At 72.5% G+C, this 23,889-nt stretch carries 19 protein-coding genes; 6 read left to right on the top strand and 13 right to left on the bottom strand.

Annotated features, from left to right (window positions below; translation table 11 throughout):
* Window positions 1–2 precede the first annotated feature (2 nt).
* Complete coding sequence (locus tag LOK46_RS31660; protein ID WP_273564847.1) at window positions 3–2,636, top strand: TonB-dependent siderophore receptor; 2,634 nt, start codon at window positions 3–5, stop codon at window positions 2,634–2,636.
* 209 nt (window positions 2,637–2,845) lie between these two features.
* Here the strand turns inward: LOK46_RS31660 and LOK46_RS31665 are convergent, their stop codons facing one another.
* From LOK46_RS31665 to LOK46_RS31680, 4 genes are all read right to left on the bottom strand, one after another.
* The gene (locus LOK46_RS31665) at window positions 2,846–4,231 is read right to left on the bottom strand and encodes a peptidoglycan-binding protein (RefSeq protein WP_273564848.1); all 1,386 of its coding nucleotides are present in this window, start codon (window positions 4,229–4,231) and stop codon (window positions 2,846–2,848) included.
* 169 nt (window positions 4,232–4,400) lie between these two features.
* Window positions 4,401–5,681, bottom strand: a complete 1,281-nt coding sequence (locus tag LOK46_RS31670) for a cytochrome P450 (protein ID WP_273564849.1) — start codon at window positions 5,679–5,681, stop codon at window positions 4,401–4,403.
* Window positions 5,682–5,740: 59 nt separating this feature from the next.
* Window positions 5,741–6,880 carry a helix-turn-helix transcriptional regulator gene (locus LOK46_RS31675; RefSeq protein WP_273564850.1) on the bottom strand — a complete coding sequence of 380 codons (1,140 nt, stop codon included), beginning with the start codon at window positions 6,878–6,880 and terminating at the stop codon, window positions 5,741–5,743.
* Between the two features lie 154 nt (window positions 6,881–7,034).
* Entirely contained in the window at window positions 7,035–8,801 is a 1,767-nt protein-coding gene (locus tag LOK46_RS31680) for a di-heme-cytochrome C peroxidase (RefSeq protein WP_443192927.1), read from the bottom strand.
* Window positions 8,802–9,203: 402 nt separating this feature from the next.
* Here LOK46_RS31680 and LOK46_RS31685 point away from each other — a divergent pair, with 402 nt between their 5' ends.
* Window positions 9,204–12,008: a hypothetical protein gene (locus LOK46_RS31685; RefSeq protein WP_273564852.1), complete on the top strand. Its 2,805-nt coding sequence runs from the start codon at window positions 9,204–9,206 to the stop codon at window positions 12,006–12,008.
* An 848-nt stretch (window positions 12,009–12,856) separates the two neighbouring features.
* Here the strand turns inward: LOK46_RS31685 and LOK46_RS31690 are convergent.
* Both LOK46_RS31690 and LOK46_RS31695 read right to left on the bottom strand, forming a co-directional pair.
* Complete coding sequence (locus tag LOK46_RS31690; RefSeq protein ID WP_273564853.1) at window positions 12,857–13,075, bottom strand: hypothetical protein; 219 nt, start codon at window positions 13,073–13,075, stop codon at window positions 12,857–12,859.
* Between the two features lie 279 nt (window positions 13,076–13,354).
* Entirely contained in the window at window positions 13,355–13,525 is a 171-nt protein-coding gene (locus tag LOK46_RS31695; RefSeq protein ID WP_273564854.1) for a hypothetical protein, read from the bottom strand.
* 168 nt (window positions 13,526–13,693) lie between these two features.
* Here LOK46_RS31695 and LOK46_RS31700 point away from each other — a divergent pair, with 168 nt between their 5' ends.
* Together LOK46_RS31700 and LOK46_RS31705 are read left to right on the top strand one after the other, a co-directional pair.
* Window positions 13,694–14,137, top strand: coding sequence for a YeeE/YedE family protein (locus LOK46_RS31700; RefSeq protein WP_273564855.1), 444 nt, complete (start codon window positions 13,694–13,696; stop codon window positions 14,135–14,137).
* Complete coding sequence (locus tag LOK46_RS31705; protein WP_273564856.1) at window positions 14,134–14,580, top strand: YeeE/YedE family protein; 447 nt, start codon at window positions 14,134–14,136, stop codon at window positions 14,578–14,580. The genes LOK46_RS31700 and LOK46_RS31705 overlap by 4 nt, the downstream gene beginning before the upstream one ends.
* 22 nt (window positions 14,581–14,602) lie before the next feature.
* Here LOK46_RS31705 and LOK46_RS31710 read toward each other — a convergent pair whose 3' ends face one another.
* The 4 genes from LOK46_RS31710 to LOK46_RS31725 form a co-directional block, all read right to left on the bottom strand.
* Window positions 14,603–14,893, bottom strand: coding sequence for an alpha/beta fold hydrolase (locus LOK46_RS31710; RefSeq protein ID WP_273564857.1), 291 nt, complete (start codon window positions 14,891–14,893; stop codon window positions 14,603–14,605).
* 109 nt (window positions 14,894–15,002) lie between these two features.
* Window positions 15,003–16,121 carry a metallophosphoesterase gene (locus LOK46_RS31715; protein WP_273564858.1) on the bottom strand — a complete coding sequence of 373 codons (1,119 nt, stop codon included), beginning with the start codon at window positions 16,119–16,121 and terminating at the stop codon, window positions 15,003–15,005.
* A gap of 174 nt (window positions 16,122–16,295) precedes the next feature.
* The gene (locus LOK46_RS31720; RefSeq protein ID WP_273564859.1) at window positions 16,296–16,937 is read right to left on the bottom strand and encodes an HAD-IA family hydrolase; all 642 of its coding nucleotides are present in this window, start codon (window positions 16,935–16,937) and stop codon (window positions 16,296–16,298) included.
* A 206-nt stretch (window positions 16,938–17,143) separates the two neighbouring features.
* A complete protein-coding gene (locus LOK46_RS31725; RefSeq protein ID WP_273564860.1) occupies window positions 17,144–18,325 on the bottom strand; it encodes an alanine racemase in 1,182 nt (393 codons plus the stop codon).
* A gap of 95 nt (window positions 18,326–18,420) precedes the next feature.
* On the opposite strand from LOK46_RS31725, the gene LOK46_RS31730 reads away from it, so the two are divergent.
* Window positions 18,421–19,374: a LysR substrate-binding domain-containing protein gene (locus tag LOK46_RS31730; RefSeq protein ID WP_273564861.1), complete on the top strand. Its 954-nt coding sequence runs from the start codon at window positions 18,421–18,423 to the stop codon at window positions 19,372–19,374.
* Window positions 19,375–19,506: 132 nt separating this feature from the next.
* Here LOK46_RS31730 and LOK46_RS31735 read toward each other — a convergent pair whose 3' ends face one another.
* The gene (locus tag LOK46_RS31735) at window positions 19,507–20,046 is read right to left on the bottom strand and encodes a L,D-transpeptidase family protein (RefSeq protein WP_273564862.1); all 540 of its coding nucleotides are present in this window, start codon (window positions 20,044–20,046) and stop codon (window positions 19,507–19,509) included.
* 312 nt (window positions 20,047–20,358) lie between these two features.
* On the opposite strand from LOK46_RS31735, the gene LOK46_RS31740 reads away from it, so the two are divergent.
* Entirely contained in the window at window positions 20,359–21,813 is a 1,455-nt protein-coding gene (locus tag LOK46_RS31740; RefSeq protein ID WP_273564863.1) for a porin, read from the top strand.
* A gap of 37 nt (window positions 21,814–21,850) precedes the next feature.
* Here the strand turns inward: LOK46_RS31740 and LOK46_RS31745 are convergent, their stop codons facing one another.
* Both LOK46_RS31745 and LOK46_RS31750 read right to left on the bottom strand, forming a co-directional pair.
* Window positions 21,851–22,747, bottom strand: coding sequence for a dihydrodipicolinate synthase family protein (locus LOK46_RS31745; RefSeq protein WP_273564864.1), 897 nt, complete (start codon window positions 22,745–22,747; stop codon window positions 21,851–21,853).
* Window positions 22,748–22,757: 10 nt separating this feature from the next.
* The gene (locus LOK46_RS31750) at window positions 22,758–23,885 is read right to left on the bottom strand and encodes an iron-containing alcohol dehydrogenase (RefSeq protein WP_273564865.1); all 1,128 of its coding nucleotides are present in this window, start codon (window positions 23,883–23,885) and stop codon (window positions 22,758–22,760) included.
* Between the last annotated feature and the right edge of the window lie 4 nt (window positions 23,886–23,889).

The raw sequence follows: 23,889 nt of genomic DNA on the forward strand, positions 1-23,889 counted from the left end.
GGATGGCGGTGTGGGATCTCGGCGGCGCGCTGGGCGGTGCGCTGGGCGGCACGTGGCGCGGGGCGGTTCTGGCGAGCGCGTCCCTGATCGCGATCGGGCAGGCGTCGGCCGCCCAGGAACGGTCGATCACCCCGACCTTCGTGCGGGCCGGCGAACGGCTCAACATCGTGCCCGTCGCGACCGGGGACGCCGCGCCGCCGCGCGCGCTCTCGGCGCGGCGCGTCCGGCTCTCGATCGCGCCCGGTCCCCTCGAGCCGGCCCTGGCGAGCCTCATCGCGCAGACGGGCCTGTCGCTGGCCTACCGGACGGCGCTGACCGAGAACCTCGCGACGCGGGGCGTCGAGGGGGACGTCCTGCCCCTGGAGGCGCTGACGCGGCTGCTCGACGGGACGGGGCTGACCTACCGCGCGGCGAAGCACGCGACGATCACCCTCGTGAACCCGCGCTACGCCCAGGCGTCCCTGCCGCCGGGGGATTCGAACGCGCCGACGCCGGTCGGGGCGGCCGCCGCGTCCGTCACCCTCGACGAGCTCTCGGTCGAGGCCCAGCAGCCGACATTCGGGACGACGGGCTTCGTCGCGACCCGGTCCACCGCGAGCTCGAAGGGCAACGATTCCATCCTGGAGACGCCCGCCACCGTCAGCGTCATCACCCGCGACGAGCTGAATGTCCGGGGCGTGCAGGACGTCAACCTCGCGGTCGCCTACACGCCCAACGTCCAGGCCGTCGACTATCCCGGCGGGCAGGGCGGGCCGACCTTCACGCTGCGCGGCTTCAACGCCAACAACTTCGACAGCGTCTACGAGGACGGCCTGCGCTACGGCTTCAACTCGTTCGACCAGAACATCGAGCCCTACGCCTACGAGCGGATCGACGTCGTGAAGGGGCCGATCTCGGTGCTCTACGGCCAGGGCCAGCCGGGCGGCATCATCAACCTCGTCTCGAAGCGCCCGACCTTCGTCCCGTTCAACGAGGTGTTCATCCAGGGCGGCAATTACGGGCGCGTCCAGGCCGGCTTCGACCTGTCCGGCCCGGTCGAGGGGGCGCCGCAATTCGCCTATCGCGTGACCGGTCTCGTCCGCAGCGCCGACAGCCAGGTCAGGTACACGCCGGACGACCGGACCTTCATCGCCCCGGCGCTGACCTGGCGGCCGGACGCCGACACCGCCCTCACGGTCCTCGGCAAGTACGCCGAGTACCGCGGCGGCGGGTCGGAGCAGAGCCTGCCGATCGTCGGCTCGATCCTGCCGAGCGCGCGCGGCTTCTTCCCGCGCAGCCAGTTCGTCGGGCAGCCGAACTTCAACACCGGCCTCCTGGAGAACAAGGAGATCGGCTACATCCTCGACCACAGCTTCGCGCCGGGATGGCTGCTGCACTCCGCCTTCCGGGCCTACGAGACCACCTCGAAATTCGACGCGGTCGGCGCCAGCCCGGCCTTCACGCCGCCCGGCTTCCTGGCCGTCTCGGTCTTCCCGTACCTGCGCGACCAGTCGAGCCAGGGGCTCCTGACCGACAACTACGTCCAGGGACGCTTCGACACCTGGGACATCCAGCACGACGTCGTCTTCGGCGTCGGCTTCCAGAACTACTATCGCCGCGACGCGCGGACCTTCCCGAACGGCTACCCGACGAACGCCGCCAACCGCCTGATCGACCTGTACAATCCGGTCTACAACCTCGGCATCGCCTTCCCGCAGCGGACGAACGTCTCGACCCGGGCGCTGCAGCAGCAGACGGGCGCCTACGTTCAGGACCAGATGAAGTGGAACGGCTTCATCCTCACGGGCAGCCTGCGCAACGACTGGGTCGACCAGCAGGTCCGAACCACCTTCAACTTCCCGAACCTGCCGGTCGCGACCCTCAACCGGACGACGGTCGACAACCAGAACTTCTCGGCCCTGAGCTACCGGGCCGCCCTGGGCTACGAGTTCGCCGCCGGAATCGTGCCCTACGCCGCCTACTCGACGTCGTTCAACCCGCAGATCGCGGGCCAGCGGGCGGACGGGTCGGCGCTGCCGCCCCGCGAGGCCAGCCAGATCGAGGGCGGCGTCAAGTGGCAGCCGCCCGGCACCAACGCGCTCGTCACCGCGTCGTATTTCGAGATCACGCAGACCAACATCCCCCTCGCCGATACCCTCAACCCCGGCTTCTTCATCGTGACCGGCGCGGCGGAATCGCGGGGCTTCGAACTGGAGGGCAAGGCGAGCCTGTTCGACGGGTTCAACCTGATCTTAGGCTACGCCCACCTCAACACGAAGGTCACGCGGAACGCGACCAACCCGGCGCTCGTCGGCAACCGCCTGCCGAACGCGCCGGACAACACCCTGTCGCTGTTCGCCGACTACACCTTCCCGCTGAACTCGCCCTTCGCCGGCTTCCGGGCGGGGGCAGGCGTGCGCTACGTCGGCGAGCGGACGGACGCCACCAACGTCGATCGCATCCCGGCCTACGCCCTCGTCGACGCCTCGCTGAACTACGACCTCGCCCAGCTGAACCCGGCCTGGAAGGGCGCGGTCCTGTCGGTGAACGCCAACAACATCTTCGACCAGCGGTACTTCACGTCGGGCTTCTACACCGGCTACGTCTTCGAGGGGTTCCGCCGGAGCGTCTTCGGGACGCTCACGTATCGCTGGTAGGATCGCCGGCGGGTGTCGGCCTCTCGGTTCACCGCCTCGCGGACCTTCCGCCCGGGCCTGTGGCCGCGTCGCTGGAGCGGGCCGGTCGCGGCGCCGTTGGCTTCGTGCTCGCGGCCCTGCCGCCGGTCACGGCGGCCTTCGCCTACCGGAGGCAGCGTCCCCGGCGCGGCGCGTCGTGAGCGCCTGCCTCCTCGGACACCGATCGCGCGCTACGCTGTCGCCGTCCCCGCACGCCCATTCCACTTCTCGAACTTCCCGAGCACGCCCCACGCCGTCAGCCCGATGAAGAGCGGCATCGTGTAGGGGCTCAGCCCGAAGGCGGGCGTGAGCTGCGCGAGCACCTGGCCCAGACCGGTGCCGAGCGGCACCTGCGACAGGATCTGCGTGACGACGGCGCCGACGATGCCGATCGCCGACTTCTTGCCGGAGAGCAGCTGCCCGATCGTCTGCCCGAGCGCGCCGTTGACCGGCCCGAGGACCGCGCCGTCGGGACGCGCGGTGGGCGGGCCGGGCGAGATCGGCGCGGTCGGGAGGCGCGCACCGTCGATCTGTCGGCGCAGGGCCTGGAGGAGTTCGTCGAGCCGCGCCGCGACATCCGCGGGCGGCGCGGCCGGCACAGGTGCGGCCGGCGCGATCACCACCGGGTGCATCGGGGTGGGTTGCATCGGGGTGGGTTGCATCGGGGCGGGTTGCAACGTGGTGGCCGCCCTCGCGGCGACCTGACGCTCGAGGTCCTGGATCCGCGCCAGCACCGCGTTGTCCGGCGCCGCCGGCCGCAGCGCCTCCTGGATGGCGGCGATCGTGCGCGCATCCGCGAGGCCGGTATCGTCCAGGCCGCACCGCGCCTGGAACGTCGCGACGGCCGTCATGGTCCGCGGCCCGTTCCGGCCGTCCTCGACGAGGGGCGACGTCGCGCCGAGGCGATTGAGCGATTGCTGAACCCAGAGCGTGCTGTCGGCGAGTTCGTCGTCGGGCTCGCGGGACACGGCCGCCTCGACGGCGCGCGGCGCCGCGAGCGCGACCGTGGCGTCGACGTCGATGAGGCTCCGCAGGATCACCGCGGTGCCGATCTGCGTGTCGACCACGTTCGGGTCGAAGACGTGGTCGCGCACGAACTTGCCGCCGCGCGCGCCCGGCGGCCCGTAGGCCGTCGACCCGCCCCAGAGATACGGCGAGTTCACGCCCCGGCCGTGGTAGCCGTAGCCGTTGAAGCCCTCGAGCCGGTAGAGGGCGCGCGCGACGCTCCAGTCGCCGACCCCGATCAGGCCCTGGAGGCGCAGCGCGTCGACCGCCCCTTCGACGAAGGCCTGCGGCCCGGTGAAGGGGCCGCGCCCCTTCGGGACGATCGTGGTCCGTCGTCCGAGCTTCTGTCCGTTGCCGAGATACGTGTCGAAATCGAAGGCCGATTCCCGGTAGTGGCAGAGCCCGATGAACCACCAGGGCACGCCCGTGCGCGCCTCGATCTCCAGGTAGCGCGGTTTGCCGGCGGCGAGCTGCTGCGCGAGCTTGCGCACGGTCGCGAGCTTCTCCGGCCGGATCTGCAGCGACGCCCAGGTCCGCTCGTAGCCGTCCTGAAAATCCGTGAAGGATGCCATGTCGATGCTCCGGGATCTGCGGTGACGAAGCTCTGACGGGACGGCCCGCGCGGCCGGGCGCCCCTCGGGCGGGTCTGCACGCGGCGCCCCGGGTCCGGACGCGCGGTCGCGCGGCGCGGACTCCCGACCGATCGCGCTCCTGGTACCGGCGTCCTGTCCGTGCGCCGGGCTAACCGGGCTCGGCGGCCCCCGCCGACCGTCCGGCGTAGGAGATCCGGAACGCGGTCGGAAACGGTGTGCCCCCGTCCTCGACCGCGCCCTCGGCCCGCACGGCGTCGCGCAGAAGAATCCGCCGAACGATCTCCGGGATCATCGCGCCCGCCACGTGGCGGCCGAGGCACTCGTGATGGCCCCGGCCGAAATGGAGATAGGTCTGATCCGGGCGGGTCGGATCGAAGCGGTCCGGCTCGGGCACGCCGGTCGCGTCGAACATCGCCGACAGGCTGAGGGGCAGGACGATCCGGCCCTTCGCGATCCGGCTCTCGGCCGGGCTGCCCCGGCCGAGCACGTGGTCGGCCTCCGCCTGGCGGAACATGAAGGCGACGATCGGCGCGAAGCGCAGCGCCTCCCACACGTAGCCGTCGAAGGCGGCGGGCCCGGTCCGGGCGGCCGCGCGCGCGGCCCCGAGGACCTGCGGCCGGCCGAGGAGCTCGGCGAGGGCGTTCACCACGGCCTCCGACGTGGTCTCGATGGCCCCGATCAGCAGGCCGCCGACATTGATGACGACGCGGTCCATGCCGAAGCCGGTCGCCGCCGGCAGGTGCAGCCGGAGCAGGCGGGTCAGGACGTCGTCGGGCAGATCGGCGCCGGCCTCGATCGCCGCGACGCGCGCCGGGATGATCATGGCGAACGCCGCCCGCATCTCCTGGCGCGCCCGATCCGCCGCCGCGCGGATCGCCTCGGCATCCGGGCGCTCGTCGAAGGGGAGGTTGTTGAACTGGTCGAACTGGTTCGCGTACGACCAGCGCAGAAGGTCGGCATCCGGGGCCGTGAACCCGAAGAAGCGCTGCACGATCCGCAGCGGCACGAGGCGCGAGAGCGACGCGACGACGTCGATGGCCCCGCCGCCCGCGTCGAGGGCCGCGTCGGTGACGGCGCCCGCCAGGTCGCGGATCGCCGGGAGGTCGCGCCAGGACAGCACGGCGCGCATGACCGCCTTGTCGCGGTAATTCACCTCCGTGCCGTCGAGCGCCAGCATGAACTCGCCCATCTTGGGCTTGTAGAGCGCGACGGAGAAGATCTGCGGCAGGGACAGGATCTCCTCGACCTCCGCGCGGCCGGCGACCAGGATGGCCGCGCCGCAATCCAGGGCGGTCCGCCGCGCGCGCAGCTGCGCGAAGAACGGCCGCGGCGCGCGGGCGATCCAGTCCCGGGCGCGCTGCCAGCGCTGCGCCACCGGCAGGGCCTCCAGGAACGCGAGGCAGGGCGTCTCGGGAGCTGCGGCGCGCATGCACGACCTCCAATGGCGTTCGCGGAGAGGCGCGGGCCGTTCGGCCCGACGCCCGGTGGTCAGTTGAGCGAGACGTCCAGCCCCTCGCGCAGGCGCGCCACGAGCTCGCCCTGCCGGTGCGTCTCGGTCTTGGCGAACAGGGCGCGCAGCTGGGTGCGGGCGGTCGAGATCGCGATGCCGCGGTCCTGGGCGTGGGCGTCGAGGGACCGTCCCGAAGCCACCGCGTTGGCGAGGATCGACTCGGCGACGGTCAGCCCGAACAGTTTCTGCAGCCGCGCGGCGTTGCTCTCCTGGGCCTTCTGGGTCCCGGTCCGGATCACGATCGCCAGCTCGGCCCGCACCTTCGACCCGGTGCCCGCCGGCCGCTTCGACAGCGGATGCAACGACACCCGGTAGGGCACGCCGCTCTCGCCGCAGGTCACCGTGATGTGGTCGGCCTGCGTGATCGCCACGTCGCCGCTCGCGGCCGCGAGCGCCTCGCCGGCGGCGCGGGCGATCCGCCGCCCGGTCTGGCTGTCCTTGAGGACGAGGCTGCCCTTCACGAAGGACAGGCCGGTGCGGGACCGCGCGAGCGCTTCGGCCGCGCGGTTGGCGTGCGCGACGCGCAGGTCGGAATCGGTGAGGATCACGGCGGCGTCGAGGAGGTCCAGGGCGGAGGCGAGATCGGACGTGCGCTCGGAGGCCTGCCGCATCAGCGCGTACAGCTCGAAGGCCCGGCGCAGGTGCGGGACGAGCATCGCCAGGCGCCGGACCTCGTCGGACCGGAAGGGACCGCCGTCCTCGCCCCGCATCGCCGCGAGGGTCGCCATCACGTCGGCTTCCTTGGCGAAGTAGGTGACGAGGCTGTGCTCGATCTCGAAGGGCTGCACGACCTCCTTGAACAGGGCCGACTCGCGGAACTGCACCGCGTCGACCCCCTCCTCGGCGCGGATGACCTTGCCCTGGTTCGACAGGATGTAGGGGAGGCGCGGATCCTCGGTGGCGTGCCGGTAGAGGAACTCGCGGTACCGCGCCCGCTCGAAGCCGGACACCGCCCAGATCGGCTTGCGGTTCCCGTCGAGGCTGAACACGGCGAGCTGTCCGACCCGGCCGCCGACGAAATCGGTCAGATCCTCCAGGAGCGCCGACCACTCCTCCGGCTGGCCGACGCGGTCGTAGATCGACCCCACCAGCACCGAATACGCCTCGAGATCCTGCATGGCCACGCTCCGCGGTGAGTGCGAGTCTTGAGTGTTCTCAGATCTCCAGCCTTCCGGTCGGACCGACAGGCGCCGAAACTGGACCTTCCATTACGGATCCGATTGAACTGCAAATCAATACTGATGAGATGGAAATCGAGGCCGCGGATGGCGTCTAGAGGGTTCGCAGATACTCCAGAAGCTGCCGCCGCTGCGCGTCGTCGAGCTGCTCGGTCCCGTAGGCGGGCCCCTCGTGCCCGGTATTGGCGTTGCCCGGGAGCGCGGTGTCGAACAGGAACGGCCCGCTGTCGGACCGGAAGCCGATCCGGTCCTCGTCCAGCTCGCGGCTGCCGACCCGGAACGTCCTGGATCGCCGGCTGGCCGGCAGCAGAAGTTCGTACAGGTTCGGCACCGAGCCGTTGTGCAGGTACGGGCCCGTCGCCCAGATCCCGTTGAGCGGCCGGGCCTTGTAGACCAGCAGATCGCGGTCTCTCCGCGCCCCGACGAACGCGGCGACGAGGCCCTTGCCGCCGGCGGTCGAGACATCGTCGAGCATCGCGTTGCGGGCTTCGAGGGCGGCGGCGCCGCGCTTGAGGAGCCGGTCGAGGATGACGGCCTGGTCCGCCCCGACGCCCGACGGATCCGGTCCGCGGTCGAGCGGCGCCAGGATCGCGCCGGCGACGAGCGTGGCCACGAGTTCGAGGCTGCTCGTCTCGGCGGCCAGCGGCGGCGTCGTCGCCAGGAACGGCATCCGGACCCCTTCGAGGATCCCGGTCCGCGCGCGCCGGGACACGGCGTTCGTCGCCATCTTCGGGTCGGTCCCGATCTCCGCCAGCGGTGTCAGGGTCACCGTCAGCGCGCGGTTCGCGCCGGTCGGGGCGATCGCGTGGCAGGACACGCAGTACCGGTCGTAGTGGACCTTGCCGGCCGCGGCGTCCCGGGTCTGCGCCTCCGTGCGCGGCGCGATCCGGTCGGGCCAGGCCGGCGCCGTGAGGGCGCCCAGCTGGTTCTCGATCCGCAGGAGGTTGACCCGGTCCGCCGAGGTCTCGAACCACAGCGGCGGCAGGGTCGGCTCACGGATGTCGGTGCGGGCGAAGACCCCCAGCACCTCGCCGACGTTCCGGCCCAGGCGCTCGACGGCGAGCCCGTTCGCGGCCGAGCCGTTCCACTGCACCCGGTCGTGCCACGACGTATCCCACAGGAACGGGTAGCTGACGGGCGCGTCGGGCGGGGCGATGTTGTGCGGGTCGCGCAGATCGATGCCGGTCGCCCGGTTGAAGATCATCCCGAAGGCGTCCAGGCGTGCCGGCCCCCAGGGCACCGCGGTCCGGCTCGACGCGACGTAGCGGGAGAAGTCGTCGGCCAACCGCGTCAGGCTGACCCGCAGGCGGCGGCGGTCGGCCTCGGACGGGCCCGCCCCCGGCGCCGACAGTTCCGCCGGGATGACGCGGCGGGCGAAGCGCTCGAAGCGCGCCCCGTCGTCGCGCGTCCGCGCGAGGGCGCTGCCGAGTTCCTCGATGAAGGCGAACATGTCGGCATCGGCCGGGCCGCCGTCGATCAGGATCGACCGACCGCGCAGGTCGACCCGGTTCACGTGGCAGGCGGCGCAGGTCATGCCGATCCACTCGCCGCGATCGTCCACATCCTTCACGAAGCCGATGGGAAGCCCGCTGCGGATCGATCCGCGCGTCCCGTCATACGGATTCGGCAGGTAGCCGAAGCGCGCGAGCCCGTCCTCGACGAAGAGCCTGTCGTCGTCCGGGCGCTCCAGGGACATGAACCAGGCGTAGGGCATGATCTGCGAGCCCTGGCTCGCCCCGTAGAACCACGCGCGCTCCTGCGGCGTCCAGGACTGTGCGAGAAAGTGCGGGCCGCCGTCCGGCCCGTCCCCCGGCCCCGGGTCGGCGGCCCCCGATCCGGGCTGCACCGGGACCAGGATCATCGCCGTGAGCGCGACGACGCGGGCGGCCGGGGAGCGGGTCACGATCGCACCTGGGACATGGCGGAACCCTGCCTTCGCGAAGCGTCTCGCCGATTTCAATAGACGCCGATCGACGCCCGCGCGTCCTTCGAATGGATGATGTTCGAATACAGTTTTTCTGTGAGGTTCCGAGCGTCGGTAATTTCCGCTATCGCCGTCGCGGCGGCGCCGATCAGCTACAAGTCTGCCTCGAGCGAAATGTCTGTCCCATCGAGTTCACGAAATTCGTTCACGGGATCAATACTGGAAGCATAGAATTTTATCATAAACTGTTCCGGCGGCCGACGGAGAGATGTTCGCGCGACCACGGATCGGAACGGCTGAACCGCGAAGTCCGGCCCCGCGCGGACGATAGGAGGAGCGATGAGCGCCAGTATCGCGGACATCCAGGCGGACGCCCCTCCCCATCATCTGCCCGCCGTGATGACGGGGCCGGACGCGTGGTTCCTCGACACCGAGCAGGCGCTCGAAGAGGAGATGGATCATTTCTGCGGGCCGCATCCCGGCGATCGCGCGCCCTGGCAGGCGCGGGCCGACCAGGCCCGGCTCGCGGCCCTGTGCCTGTCCGGCGGCGGGATCCGCAGCGCCACCTTCTGCCTCGGCGCCCTGCAGGCCCTGGCCAGCCGGCGGATGCTCGGCGAGTTCCACTACCTGTCGACGGTATCGGGGGGCGGCTTCGCGGGCGGCTGGCTGCAGACGTTCATCCGGCAGTGCGGCAGCATCGCCGAGGCCGAGCGCCAGCTCGGCGGCTCGGGCAACGAGATCTTCGCCAAATTGCGGCGGTACACGAACTACCTGACCCCGGAAGTCGGGATCCTGTCGTCGGACACCTGGGCCGGCATCGTTCTCTACACCCGGAACACGATCCTCAACTGGTTGATCATCTTCCCGCTGCTGCTGTTCGTTCCCCTCGCGCTGCTCGCCTACAGGACGGCCCTCGAGGCGGCGAGCGGCAGCACGCTGTGGCTGCCCCTGGTGCTCGGAAGCGCGGCGCTGTTCGTCGCGACGTTCAGCGCCTGCACCCTGCTGCCGAGCCATCGGCCGCGGACGGGCGACGTCACGGCGTACGCGTCCCCGGCGCGGATCGCGGCCTGCATCATCGCGCCGACCTGCGTCTGGGCCCTGGCGCTGCCGTTCACGCTCCGCGCGCTGTTCGAGCAGCCGCTGCCGGTCTCGGGCCTGTCCCTGTGCCGTCTGGGCCTCGCGTACTTCGCCGTGCAGGTCGCGGCCTATCTCGGCGGCCTGATCTGGCAGACCGCGAAGGGCCATCCGGGGCTCTGGCTGTACGAGCGGAATGTCGGTCCCTGGCTCGCCAGCAGCCTCGTCTCGGCCGCGCTGATCAGTCTCTGCGCCGGCGCATCCATCGACTGGCTGGTCGGCGACGCCGCCAGCTTCGATGCCGGACGGGCCGAGGTCTCGCAGGTCCTGACGGTCGCGGCCCCGCCGGCGCTGATCGTCATTCACCTCCTCCAGAGTGTCATCTTCATCGGGTTCCGGAAGAGCGCCGAGTGCGCCGACCTCGACCGCGAGTGGGTCGCGCGCGTCGACGGCCAGTTCCTGCTGGCCGCGATGGGTTGGACGGGCCTGTGCCTGTGCTGCCTGGTCCTGTCCGCCGACGCCCTCGGTCGCCAGGACGCGCATATCCCCGCCGTGTTCGGCGCGCTCGGCGCCCTCGCCACCGGTCCGGCCGCCGCCTTCCTGGGCAAGCAGGTCTTCGTGCGCGCGCAGTCCCTGGCCGCCAAGGGCCGCATGGACGACCTCGTGATGATGGGCCTCAGCGCGATGGCGGCGGTCTTCGGGATCAGCCTGTTCGCCCTGATGGGCTGGTGCCTCGGCCGCGTCCTCGGCTCCGCGCATGATTGGTGGGGCGACTGCCTGCTGCCGCGCTGGGCGCGGGGCGGCGCGGATGCCGGCCCCGCCTGCGGCATCAACCCCTACGGCATGATCGTGATCCTGGACGTCGCTGTGGCGGCGCTCCTGGCCGGGGCTGTCTGGCTGTTCGGCCGCGTCAACGTCAACCGCTTCTCCATGCACGGCGTCTACCGCAACCGCCTGACCCGCGGCTTCCTCGGCTCGGCGCGGACGCGGCGCGACGCCGATCCCTTCACCGACTTCGACGAGGAGGACAGCCCGCGCATCGCCGAACTCGGGACGGAGAAGCGGCTGCTGCCCGTCGTCAACATGACGCTCAATCTGACGGATCTCCTCCACACCGAGTGGGCGGAGCGGAAGGCCGCCTCGTTCACCGCGACACCGTTCGCCTGCGGCTCGGCGATCCTCGACCGCGCCGACAGGGCGCGCGACCTGCCCGGCACCGGCGGTCCGCGCGGGGCCTATATCCGCACGTCGCAGTATGCCGGGATGGAGACGCGGGGCGATCGTGTCAGCGCGGGCAGAGGGCCGCTGCTGGGCGGGCTGCTGACGATCTCCGGGGCCGCGGTCAGCCCGAACTGGGGCTATCACTCGTCGCGCCTGATCGCGTTCCTGATGACCCTGTTCAACGTCCGGCTCGGCGCCTGGCTGCCGAACCCCGCGGTGGCGCGCCGGGACGACCTGAAGCTCGCCAAGCCGGCGAACTCCGTGCTCGCGCTCCTGAGCGAGCTCGGCGGCCGCAGCACCGATGTCCGGCAGGCGATCTACCTCTCGGATGGCGGCCATTTCGACAATCTCGGCGTCTACGAGATGCTGCGACGGCGCTGCGCGCGGATCGTGGTGATCGACGCCGGCCAGGACGAGCAATGCACCTTCTTCGACCTCGGCAACGTGATCCGGAAGGCCGAGGTGGACGGGTTGGCGAAGGTCCAGATGGGCGAGATGCGCATTCTCTCCCGCTCGACGATCGAGCGCGAGGGCAAGCGCGCCGGCGCGCTGGGCTACGCGCGCGGCACGATCGCGTATCCGGGCGCCCGCGACGCGGGATCGCTGATCTACATCAAGCCGAGCTTCCTGGACGACATCCCCGCCGAAGTCCGCGCCTACGGCGCGACCAGCCCGGCCTTCCCGCACGAGAGCACGGCCAACCAGTGGTTCTCGGAGAGCCAGTTCGAGAGTTACCGCGCCCTGGGCTTCTACCAGGTCAGCAAGATGTTCGGCTCGCAGCTCACGACCTTGTCGGATTGGTCCGTCTACCTCGACAGCGAGATCGGCCGGCGCACCGCGGATTGCTAGCGCGGGCGATCGTGCCGGACATGGCCGCCCTCCGATCACGGGGGAACGGCCAACCGCTGCAGCCGCGCGGGCGCGGAGGTCCGGGACGATCCGCGCCGGGGCCCTCGCGCTGTCCGCACCTCGGCACCGAAGATCCGTGGTGGAGCGGAAGATCAGTTCTCCCTCGAGCGGTCGGAGCTCAGGGCGGCCGATGCCGATCTCGCCGCGCTCGGGACGCCGGCGCGTCGCACAGGCATCGAGGCTCGACGAGCGCGACCCTGTTCACGGCATGGCAACCGCCACCGAGCGGCTGGTGCGGGGAGGGCCTTCGCCCGCGCCGCGGTCCCTATTGAGCCGACCAGCGTCCGCCACGAGACCGTACGATCGAAGCTGAGCGAAGCCGGGATTATTTCGCTCAGGCACCGGTTCGGTGAAGCAGAGAGGGTGGAAACTCTATTGCGCGATTCGATTGGGTCATCAATTTAGCGATCTACGTAAACTTGCTCGCTTCAGGGGTGCGGAATCGATCAAATGATGGATGCGTTAATAAGAAGTAGCTGCTAGGACACGTCATCATGTTGGCGGAGGAGCGGATGCGCTACCGGGCCGTAAGCGTCTTGGATGTGTTGGCCGTGCCTCCGGATGAGAGTCCGACCGACGAGACTCTCATGCTCCGCGAGCACATCCGCCGAATCCTGCGCAAACTCTCCCGGGCGCGGGCCGAGCTTCAGTACAGCTGAGGTGGGCGGCGCCCGTCGACGGCGGTGCGGATCTCCACGCCCCCACGGTCGTCAGGGCCGGTCGATTCGCTCCGCGCTCCCATCGCCGCGATGGGCGGCGTCGCGCTCCGTTTCGCGCCCCTGTGCCGTCTACGCGGTGATGTCGGTGTCGTGGCGGCTCGGCGCGGGTTCGACGTCGCGACCGGACGGGGTGTAGGCGCACCAGCCGCATTGCCCGAGGTCGGCAGCCCGCGGCGCGTTCCACTGCGAGCACAGCGGGCACACTTTCAGCACGAGCTTGGCGCCGTGCGCGAAGGCCAGACCGCGGCCGCGGAACGTGACTCTACCCTGGGGAAGATCAGTGGACATCGGCGCCCTGACTGTAACACAGGTTAGTCACTGGAACCTGTCTAATCTGCGCAGCTCCGTCAACCCCGGTCGGAGCCGGGCGTCGTGATCTGGATGTCGTGATCTGCCCCGGTGACGAAGCCGCCCGAGACACTGCCGGACGGTCGCGAAGACTTCGAGCGGGGGCAGCGGCCGGGCATCCGTGCAGCGGGATCCGGATCGAGGCGCGACCGGATCGGGTCACGGGTTCCGCTCGCACGGGTCTCGCATCACGCATGTCGATAGCCAGGACGGTCCCGGTCAGGTCGCACGGAGGGCGACGTGCCGGTCGAGCCTCGATCCGGGGCCCTCGAAGCCGACGTCGCACCCGGCGTGGCAGCAGGGCGGCGCTTCGGCGTCCGGCACCAGAGCCTGTCGGGGCAGCGCGGCGAACTGCGCACCGCCGATGGCGTCGCCACCCGGCGTGAGCACAGCGCGGTCTGCTAAAGCTTGACCGATCCGCGACTCCGGGCGCTTCTCGACGCGGTCGAGGGTATCCTCGTGACCAACTGCCGACCGCGGCGGCTCCCGGCGCGCGCCCGACGTGCCGGCTCGGGCCCTCGGACAGGCCGCGATGTTCGGGCAGATCGGAGACGAACCGTGACCGCTTTCCTCGCTCCGCTCGCGGGGGGCGCCCTGATCGGCGCCTCGGCGGCGTTGCTGCTTCTGGCCAACGGTCGCATCGCCGGGATCAGCGGCATCCTCGGCGGCCTGCTCGACGGCCGCCTCGACGGCCGCCTCGGGGCGGCGGCCCGCGACTTGGCTTGGCGCGCGGCCTTCCTCGTCGGGCTCCTCGCCGGTCCGGCCCTGTACCGGCTGGCGGCGGGCCAGTGGCCGGACATCCGCGTGGGCGCGTCGTGGCCGATGCTGATCGCCGCCGGTCTTCTCGTCGGCTTCGGGACCCGCCTGGGCTCGGGCTGCACAAGCGGTCACGGGGTCTGCGGACTCGCCCGGCTCTCGCCGCGCTCCCTGGCGGCGGTCGCGACCTTCATGGCGGCGGCCATCGTCACCGTCTTCCTCGTTCGGCACGGCGTGACGCGATGAGCGCGCCCCGCCTCCTCGTTGCCCTGGTGAGCGGCCTGCTGTTCGGCGTCGGCCTCGCCCTCTCGGGCATGATGAACCCCGAGCGGGTCCTGGGCTTCCTCGACGTCGCGGGCGCCTGGGATCCGAGCCTCGCCTTCGTGCTGGCCGGGGCCGTCGGGGTCTCGGCGCTGGGCTACGCGATCAAGGCGCGGATGGCGCAGCCCGCCCTGGCGCCGCGCTTCGAGGTGCCGACGAACCGGAGCGTGGATGCCCGGCTGCTCGCGGGAGCCGCGCTGTTCGGCCTCGGCTGGGGGCTCGCCGGCTTCTGTCCCGGCCCGGCCCTGGCCGGCCTGACCCTCGGCCTGCCGGAGGTCGGGCTGTTCGTGGCGGCGATGCTCGCCGGAATGCTGCTCCACCGCGTCACCGCGGCGCGCCGGTCGCGGCCGGTCGGCGCGGCCCGCTGAGAAGCCGTGCGGCTGCCGCTGCTCAGGGCGCAGAATCCGGCTTCCGGTGGAAACCGAGGGGCGCGGTGTTGGAGCGCTGCGGCTGCGCCCGCTGCACCCAGCGGGCGGCGACCATCGCGCCGAGATCGTGGCCGACTGCCGCCGCGGAACGGCGTCCCAGGGCGTACACGATCCGCACGGCGTCGAGCGCGTAGGTGTGCGTGCGGAACGCCGCGGCATCGCCGTCGTCGCGGCCGTCCCTGCCCGTCGTGCTCCCGTACCCGCGCTGGTGCTGGTCCGGCGCGACCACGTGGAAGCCCGCCCGGGCCGGCATCACCCTGCGCCAGCTCCAGGCGCCGGGCTCCTGCGGGCTCGATCACCGGACCCGCGGCACGAGGGGGCCTCGGCGCGGCCGCGCGACCGCCGCGGCGCCGCGCGCGGCGTCAGGTGGCGGTCCGCAGGGTGATCCGCGTCAGCTCCGACGGACGCCCCAGCCGGAGGGCGAAGCCGGGCCAGAGCCCGGTGCCGTTGCTGACGTAGAGCCGCATCGCCCCGACCCGGTACGCGCCCGAGACGAACCCGGCATTGCCGCGCGCCACAAGACGGTCCAGGCCGCGGATCATGCCGCCGTGGGTGTGGCCGGAGAGCTGGAGCGCCACGCCGCGCGCCGCGGCTCGGGCGGCGTTCGCCGGCTGGTGGTCCAGCAGGACGATCGGCGCGCCCGACGGTGCGCCCGCCAGGGCCGCGTCGAGGTCGGGGCCCGGATGCCCCGTGGCGGGCGCGGAGCGGTCGGTGACGCCGGCCAGCACCAGCGCGGCGCCCCCGCACGTCAGGATCGTGTGGGCGTTGGCGAGGACGCGGATCCCCAATCCCGCGAGGTGGCGCATCCAGGCGTCGTGGTCGAAGAAGTACTCGTGGTTGCCGGGCACGGCCCAGACACCGTCGCGCGCGCGCAGGGCCTGCAACGGCGCGACGTCGTTTCGCCGGGCCTCCAGCGAACCGTCGATGAAGTCGCCGGTCACGACGATCAGGTCGGCGCGGAGGTCGTTGGCGCGCGCGACGACGGCCCGCGCCCAGGCGGCCGGGAACAGGCGGCTGATATGCAGGTCGGTCAGGTGCAGGATCGTGTAGCCGTCGAGGCCGGGGGGCAGGTCCGCGATCGCGACGGGCACGTCCTTCAACGGCGGCACGCGCGCGGCCTGCCACACGGCGGCGGCCGAGAGGCAGGCGGCCGACGCGGCCAGCGCGGCGCGCCCAGCGGTCGCGATCGCCCAGCCGCCTCCGGGCAGCGCCAGGGAGATCAGGGCGACGAGGTCGAGGGCGAGCTGCATCACCGCCGCCAGCGCGATCGCGCCGAACGCCCAGTTGAACAGGATCACGACCGGGCGCGGGAATTCCGGCGCGAAGACCGACCCGGAGGAGAGGCGGCTCCACAGGTGGTACTGGGAGGCGATCAGGAGGAGCGCGGCGAGGCCGAGCCTGAGCGCGAGCGGCGCCGGCAGGGGCCACACCACCCGCGCGATGACGTAGGCCGCGGGCAGGCTGGGGATGAGGCGGATCATGGGCGGCTACATGGACCGGGCGACGACCGAAAGGCAAAGCTTGCGCCCGGTTCGCCCCGTTCGCTCAGTGCGCGGCGACCGGTCGGGCCGCCGTCGCCGGCTCCGAAGGCGCCCTCCGCCGACCCGTCAGCCGCCCCGGGACCGCTCCCCGCCTGCGCCCGGAGACCGCCGGCGTCAGCGCGCGCTCGGATCGAACCAGGCGCGCAGCGGATCCAGGGTGGTCTCGTGCGCCAGCGGGGGCGCCGCGCCGTCCGGGGCCGCCATGCCCACGCGGTCGTGCCAGTACGTCGCCAGCCCCACCTGCGCCGTGCCCACGAGGTCGAAGGCCGAGCCGGCGACGAACAGGCAGCGCGCCGGCTCGACCCCGAGGGCCTGCAGTCCCAGCCGGTAGGGACGCGGATCGGGCTTGTAGAACCCGGCCCGCTCCGCCGTGACGACCGCGTCGAGCTCGACCCCCAGGCAACCGGCGGCGATGCGCCCCAGACGTTCGGAGCAGTTGGTCACGACGCCGAGCCGCACGGAGCGCGCCGCGAGCGCCTGCAGGGTCTCCGTCACGCCGGGCCAGGGCCGGAGTTCGCCGTAGCGGTCCTCGAGGTCCGCCGCGAGGCGGCGCGGCAGGCCCACCGCCGCGGCGGCCTCGGCCACGAGATCCTCGTAGGGCCGGTACGCCCCCGTTCGGTAGGTGATCCGCAGGTACTCGGCCCGCCACCGGCGGCCGGCCTCCTCGCTGCCGGCGACCGAGTCCCACAGGGACCAGCTGTCCAGCAGGGCCGTCAGGAGATCGAACAGGACGGCATCGAATCGGTGGGATGTCATGATGGGTCCTCCTTCCGTGTCGGGCGCCGCATCGGGCGGTGTCGTCCGTCGCGCGGCCGCGGGCCGCGCCGACGCGTCCCGGAGCGCGCGTCAGTCCGCGCGGGCGGCGCTCACCCGCCGCACCGCGTCCGGGCCGGCTCCCGTCGCGTCCGGCGCCGCCGGGCGGTCGAGGGCCGCGTGATCCGGGCCGTCACGGCCGGCGTCGCCTACCAGCCATTGATGCGCGGCCAGACGGCGGCGACCCGCCCGTCGGCGTCGAGGACGTGGTAGCGGTCGTACTGGGCGCCCGTCGCGCAGGCGTGGTTCGGCAGGATGCGCACGCGGTCGCCGATGGCCAGGTCGGGCAGGGCGGCGCGGGCGCCCGGGCGCAGGGCGAGGATGCCGTGCTCCTGGTTGGCGTCGGCGACGATCAGGTCGGGGTAGGGGCGGCCGGCGCGGTCGCAGACCACGCCGTAGCCCTGATCGACCGCCTGCCGGGCCGTGCCCCGGTCCCGCGACAGCGCCATCCAGCCGGCATCGGTGATGAGCCAGCCCTTGTCGCGGCGGTGCCCGATCACGGTGGCGAGCACGCTCACCGCGATGTCGTCGACCGCGACGGAGCCGACGCCGGCCTGGAACAGGTCGCCGAACATGAACACGCCGGCCCGGACCTCGGTGATCCCGTCGAGGTCCCGGGCGTAGCGCGCGGTCGGGGTCGAGCCGACGCTCACCACCGGGCACGGCAGGCCCGCCTCGCGCAGCAGGGTGGCCGCCGTCACCGCCGCCGCGCGCTCGGCCTCCGCGGCCGCCGCGAGAGCCTCGGGATCGCTGAGGCCGTAGCTGTCGCCGGCATGGAGCAGCACGCCGCGCAGGTCCGCGCCCGCGTCGAGCGCGCGCCCGATCGCCGCCAGCAGCGCCGCATCGGACGGCTTCACGCCGGAGCGATGCCCGTCGGCGTCGACCTCGATCAGGACCGGCAGACGGTCGCCGGTCCGCGCGGCCCAGGCGGCGACCGCGCCCGCCTGCTCGATCGAGTCGAGCACCACGGCGAGGTCCGCGCCCCAGCGTCGCCGGATCGCGCCGACGCGGTCGAGCTTCTGCGGGGCGATGCCGACGCCGTAGATCATGTCCCGCACCCCGCCCTCGGCGAAGTACTCGGCCTCGCGCAGGGTCGAGACCATCGCCGGGCCGGCCGGACCGGCCATGGCGAGCCGGGCGACGTCGATCGACTTCGCCGTCTTCAGGTGCGGCCGGAGGGCGACGCCCAGCCGGTCCAGGTGCGCCCGCATCCCCGCGAGGTTCGCGCGCAGCCGCGCCTCGTCGAGGAGGAGGCACGGCGTCTGGAGGGGACTCGATGCCCCGTCGATCTCCGATGACGGCACCTGCGCCTCGGTTCCAATGCCCGGCATGTCCGCGCCTCCCTGTCTCGCTGCCGGGTGACAGACCATGCCGGACCGGGAGACGCCATTAATCCGTTCGGCATTCTGGATTAAGGTCAGCCTTAATGCTCGACACCGACGATCTCCGCTTCTTCGTGGCGGTGGCGGCCAGCCCGTCCCTGGCCGCCGCGGCGCGCAGCCTGAACGTGTCCCCGCCCGCCGTGACGCAGAGGCTGCGCAGCCTCGAGAAACGGCTGCGCGTCCATCTGGTGGACCGGTCCGGTCGCGGCCTGACGCTGACCGACGAGGGGGAGTTGCTGGCCGAGCGCGGCCGCGACCTCCTCGGCGCCTTCGACGATCTCACCGACGCCCTGGCCGAGCGTGTCGGCGCGGTGACCGGACATCTGCGCGTCGTCGCCCCGCTCGGCTTCGGACGCCGCCACGTGGCCCCGGTCGTGACGGCATTCCGGATCCGGCATCCGGGCGTGCGGATCGACCTGCTGCTCTCGGACCGCCTGGGCCGCATCCCGTCCGAGACCTGGGACCTCGCGATCCACGTCGGTGAGATCAGGGAGGCGACCCCGAGCCTGACCGTGCGCGCCCTCGCGCCGAACGACCGGATCCTCTGCGCGGCGCCCGCCTACCTGGACCGGCACCCGGCCCCGCGCGTGCCGGCCGATCTGCGGGATCACACCTGCATCGCGCTGCGCGAGAACGACGAGGACGTGACGCTCTGGCGCTTCCGCGCGGCGGACGGCGCCGAGGCGCGCGTCAGGGTGGACGCGGGCTTGGTCAGCAACGACGGCGACGTGGTGCGGGGCTGGGCCGTCGCCGGCCTCGGCGTGATCGTCCGCTCGGAATGGGATGTCGCCGACGACCTGCGCGCCGGGCGGCTGACGCGCCTGCTCGAAGGCTACGCCCTGCCGTCGGCGCCGGTCGTCGCCCTGCTCGGCTCGGAACGGCGGTCGCGCGCGGCCCGGACGGAGCGGTTCCTCGACGCGCTCCGGCGCTCGTTCGACCCGCTTCCGTGGCGCAGCCCCCCGGGGCCGGACGGGCTCGCCCAGGACCCCGTCCGCTGAGGCCAGGCCGGATGCTGAGGGACTGTCCCCAGGTCGGCGGAGGCCTGTCGGTGCCCCGGCCGGGTTCTTTCCGAGGCGCACCGGTCGCGCGTTCCGGGCCTGAACCAGCCTCCGGACGGCGTCCGCTCCGGCTCAGCTCCGGATCTCGATCGGCGTGCCGACCTCGACCCGCGCGTAGATCGATCGGGCTTCGGCGTTGGTCACGCCCACGCAGCCATCCGTCCAGTCGATCAGACGATGCAGGCGGCCGACCCAGGAGAAGCCGTTCCTGAGACCGTGGATCATGATGTCTCCGCCGGGTGGCGCGCCGGCCGCGGACGCCGCGGCGCGGTCGGCCGCGTCCGGATAGGAGATCCGCAGCGCGAGGTGGGCGATGCTGTTCGGGTTCTTGCCAGCGATGCGGTAGTGCCCCTCGGGTGTTCTGCCGTCGCCTTCCGTCGCTTTCGGGCCGATCGACGCGAAGCCCAGGGCAACGCGGTAGACCGCGAGCACGCGTCCGCCGCGGAGGAGCGTCAGCCGCCGTCGCGCCTTCTCGACGCGAATGAGGTCCGCGCGCTCGGCTTGCGGCAACAGGCCGGGGGCCGCGGAGCCCGCGGGCCCGTCGGCCGTGCCGAAGAGGAGGGCGAGCGGCGCGACGCACAGGAACGGTCCGACGAGGTAGCGGCGTCTCATCGGCCGACCCTAGGGGACGGGCGGCCCGCGGCCAAACGGACGGGCCCGGCCCCGCTTCGCGAGCGGAGTATCGGAGCCGCCGACTCTGAAGGCGCGATCGCCCGTGCCCGCACGTCGCTGCGACGGATCCAGTCCCGCGCGGGAGCGACGGCCGTGCCCCCTCACACATGCCGCCCGCGATCGCGCCGGCCCGGGCGCGGATGACGCTCGGGTGTCATCTGCCCGTGGAACCGGTCCCGCCGTGATCACGGCGTCCGAGCTTCCCGCCACCGGAGCGGGTCGGGCGCGCCGGACACGGATGAGGATCGATGGATGCGGCGATACGGTGTCACGACGTTGCTCGGCCTCGGGATGATGATTCCTGAAGCCCCGGCGGAGGCACGCACGGTCGAGGACTTGCAACGGCAGATCGACGAGCTGAAGGCCGTCGTCAGGACGCTGTCGGCCGAACAGCGGCGCCGGAAGGGCGGAGGTCCCACGCCCAGCCCCAGGCCGGCCGCGCCGAGGCCGGTCGAGACCGCGGGACCTGCCTCAGGTCCCGCTTCAGGAACCGCGCCGGTTCTGTCGGGTCAGGCGCAGCCCGCGCCGGCCCCGCCTGCTCATGCCGGTCGGCCGAAAACGTGGTTCGAGCGACTGACCCTGCGGGGCTACACGCAGCTGCGCGTGAACGAGGTCCTCGCGGGCGACGCCGACGCGCCGGCCGGCTCCTCGCGGCTGCGCTCGGTGCACGACGGCGGCATCCGCGACAGGGACACCTTCACCTTCCGCCGGGTGCGGCTGATCCTGCAGGGCGACGTCCACGAGCGCGTGGCGATCTACCTGCAGCCGGATTTCGCGGTCTCCGTCGGCAACCAGTCGGCCGGGGAGCCGCGGGGCGGCTTCGCCCAGCTGCGGGACGCCTACGCCGACGTCTTCCTCGACGACGAGCGCCGCACCCGGCTGCGCTTCGGCCAGCAGAAGGTGCCCTACGGCTGGGAGAACCTGCAATCCTCGCAGAACCGCCTGACCCTCGACCGCTCGGACGCGATCAACAGCGCGATCCCGGGGGAGCGCGACATCGGCATCACGGCCTACCACACGCCCCCGTCGGTGCAGCGGATCTGGGATCGCCTCGGCAAGGACGGTCAGAAGCTCTTCGGCAATTACGGAGCCTTCGGCGTCGGCGTCTACAACGGCCAGACGATCAACCGGCTCGAACAGAACGACGACGTGATGATCGTCGGCATGGCGACGTGGCCGTTCGCGCTCGACGGCCTCGGATCCGCCTTCGCCGGGCAGGTGCTGGAGGTCGGCGGCTCGGCCTACCGCAACCGGTTCAAGCCGGAGATCCGCGCCGGGGGCGTCGGCCCCGTCTCGTACGCGGACGAGCGGGTCGGCGTTCACGCGATCCTGTATCCGCAGCCGTTCGGCCTCCAGGCGGAATGGAACTGGGGGCGCGGCCCCGAATTCGACGCGCTCACCCGGGCGATCGAGACCAAGCCGCTGGAGGGCGGCTACCTCCAGGCGATGTATCGGTTCGAGCACTCGCTCGTCGGGCCGTTCATGCCCTACGCGCGGCTCCAGACCTATCGCGGCGGCTGGAAGGTGGCGACGAACGCGCCGCCGCTCGCCACCGACGAGTTCGAGGTCGGCATCGAGTTCCAGCCGATCAAGCCGCTGGAGATCACCCTGGCCTACTCCAAGATGCGGCGGCGCGAGGCGGACGAGCGCCGGTTCGGCCGCGCGCGGGGCGACCTCTTCCGGGCCCAGGTCCAGTGGAACTACTGACGGCGCGGCCGCGCGGCGGCGAAGGGAGCCGCCGCGCTCAGGCGCCGAGCAGCGCGCGCCGCTCCTCCGCCGACAGGGCCGTCAGGGGCGGGCACAGGCGCAGCCACCCCGCGTCGCCCGTGGCGTCCGCCAGGAGCGCCTTGATGGACGCCATCTGCCGGGGGCCCACGGTGCGCTCGCGCGCGGCGACCACGCGGGCCTGCGCCGCGGCGACGGCCTCCGCCCGCGCCGGGTCGGCGGCGTTGCGGAAGATGAAGGCGAGATCGGCCGCGCAGACGTTGGACGTGGCCGTGATGCAGCCCGCGCCGCCCTTCGGCAGAAGCGTCAGCAGCAGCGGGTCGGCGCCGGTCAGCACGGCGAAGCCGGGGAAGCGGTCGATCATCGCCACGTGGTTGGCGAGGTCGCCGGACGAGTCCTTGATGCCGGTCACCGTCTCCGGGTAGCGCGCCCGCAGCCGCTCGATGAGACCGTGGGGGATCGGCACGCCCGAAACCTGGGGGATGTGGTAGAGCACGACCCGGAGCCGCGCGTCGCCGACCCGCTCGATCACCTCCGCGTAGGCCGCGAACAGGCCGTCGTCGGTGACGCCCTTGTAGTAGAACGGCGGCAGCATCACGACGGTCGTCACGCCGAGCGAGAGGGCGTGCCGCGTCAGGTCGATCGTCTCCGAAATGGCCGCGACGCCCGTGCCGGGCATCAGCTTTCCGGGCGCCACGCCGGCCTCGACGGTGGCTTCCAGGAGCGCCTTGCGCTGCGCGAGCGAGAACGAGTTCGCCTCGCCGGTCGTGCCCAGCAGCGCGACGCCGTCGCAGCCCTCGGCGATCAGCCGCCCGGCATGGGCCACGAAGGGTCGGTGATCGGGCGCGTAATCGGCCGTCAGCGGCGTGGCGGCGGCGCAGAACACGCCGCGCGGGTGGAGGGTGTTGGCGGTCATCGCGGGGCCTTCAGTGGGCGGCTCGGTAGAGCGCGAGGATGTCGGCGCGGCTCATGGCGCGCGGGTTGTTGTCGAGGAGCCGGCGGATGGCGTGGGCCTCGTCCGCCATCGCCTCCAGATCACGCTCCGGCACGCCGAGGCGCGACAGCCGCAGCTCCACGCCGAGGTCGGCGCAGAAGCGGGCGGCGCGCGCGCGCACGGTGGCCGCGTCGGCGCTGGCCGGGGCGCCCAGCGCCTCCAGGACGCGCGCCGTCTTCTCCGGGACGGCGGCCGCGTTGAAGGCCAGCGTGTGCGGGAAGATCGCCGCGCAGGCGAGGCCGTGGGCGACGTGGTGCCGGGTGCCGAGCGGGTAGGCCACCGCGTGGCCCGCCGTGGTGTTCACCGGCCCGAGGCAGAACCCGCCGTAGAGCGCGGCGAGCGCCAGCCCGGCCCGCGCCTCGCGGTCGGACCCGTCCGCCACCGCCCGCGGCAGGTACCGCCCGACCAGGCGGGCGCCTTCGAGGGCGTAGAGGTCGATGGTCGGGTGCGATCGGCGGCTGGTGAAGGCCTCGACGCAGTGGGCCATGGCGTCGACGCCCGTCGCGGCGGTCACGGCGGCCGGCACGGTCATGGTGAGGTCCGGGTCGATCACCGCGAGGTCGGCCAGCATGTGGCGGCTCTGCACCGCGAGCTTGGCCTGCGCCTCCGGGTCGGTGACGAGGGCGCGGGTGCCGGCCTCGCTGCCGGTTCCGGCGGTGGTCGGGACCTGCACGAGGCCGATCCGGCGCCCCGCGACTTTCTCCGCCCCGACCACGTCCCGCAGGCTCTGGCCGCTGCCCGGCAGCACCGCGACGAGCTTGGCGAGGTCCATGGCGCTGCCGCCGCCGAAGCCGATGACGCAGTCGGGGCGGAGCTCGTCAGCGCGCGCCAGGGCGGCGTCGAGGTTCGGGACGTCCGGCTCGGGCCTCACCGCGCCGAACACGGCGACCGCGCCCGGCAGCCCGAGCAGGTCCGCCCGGCCGGCGTTGAACGCGTCCGCCACCACGAGGGGCCGGCGGTAGCCGCGCTCGGCGAGGAAGCGGGCGACGCGGGGCAGCGTGCCCGCACCGAAGGCGATCTCCTGCGGCCGGATGAGATCGATCGGTGCGGCGATGTCCATGGCG

This window comes from Methylobacterium sp. NMS14P (genome assembly GCF_028583545.1).
In the GTDB taxonomy this organism is placed as follows: domain Bacteria; phylum Pseudomonadota; class Alphaproteobacteria; order Rhizobiales; family Beijerinckiaceae; genus Methylobacterium.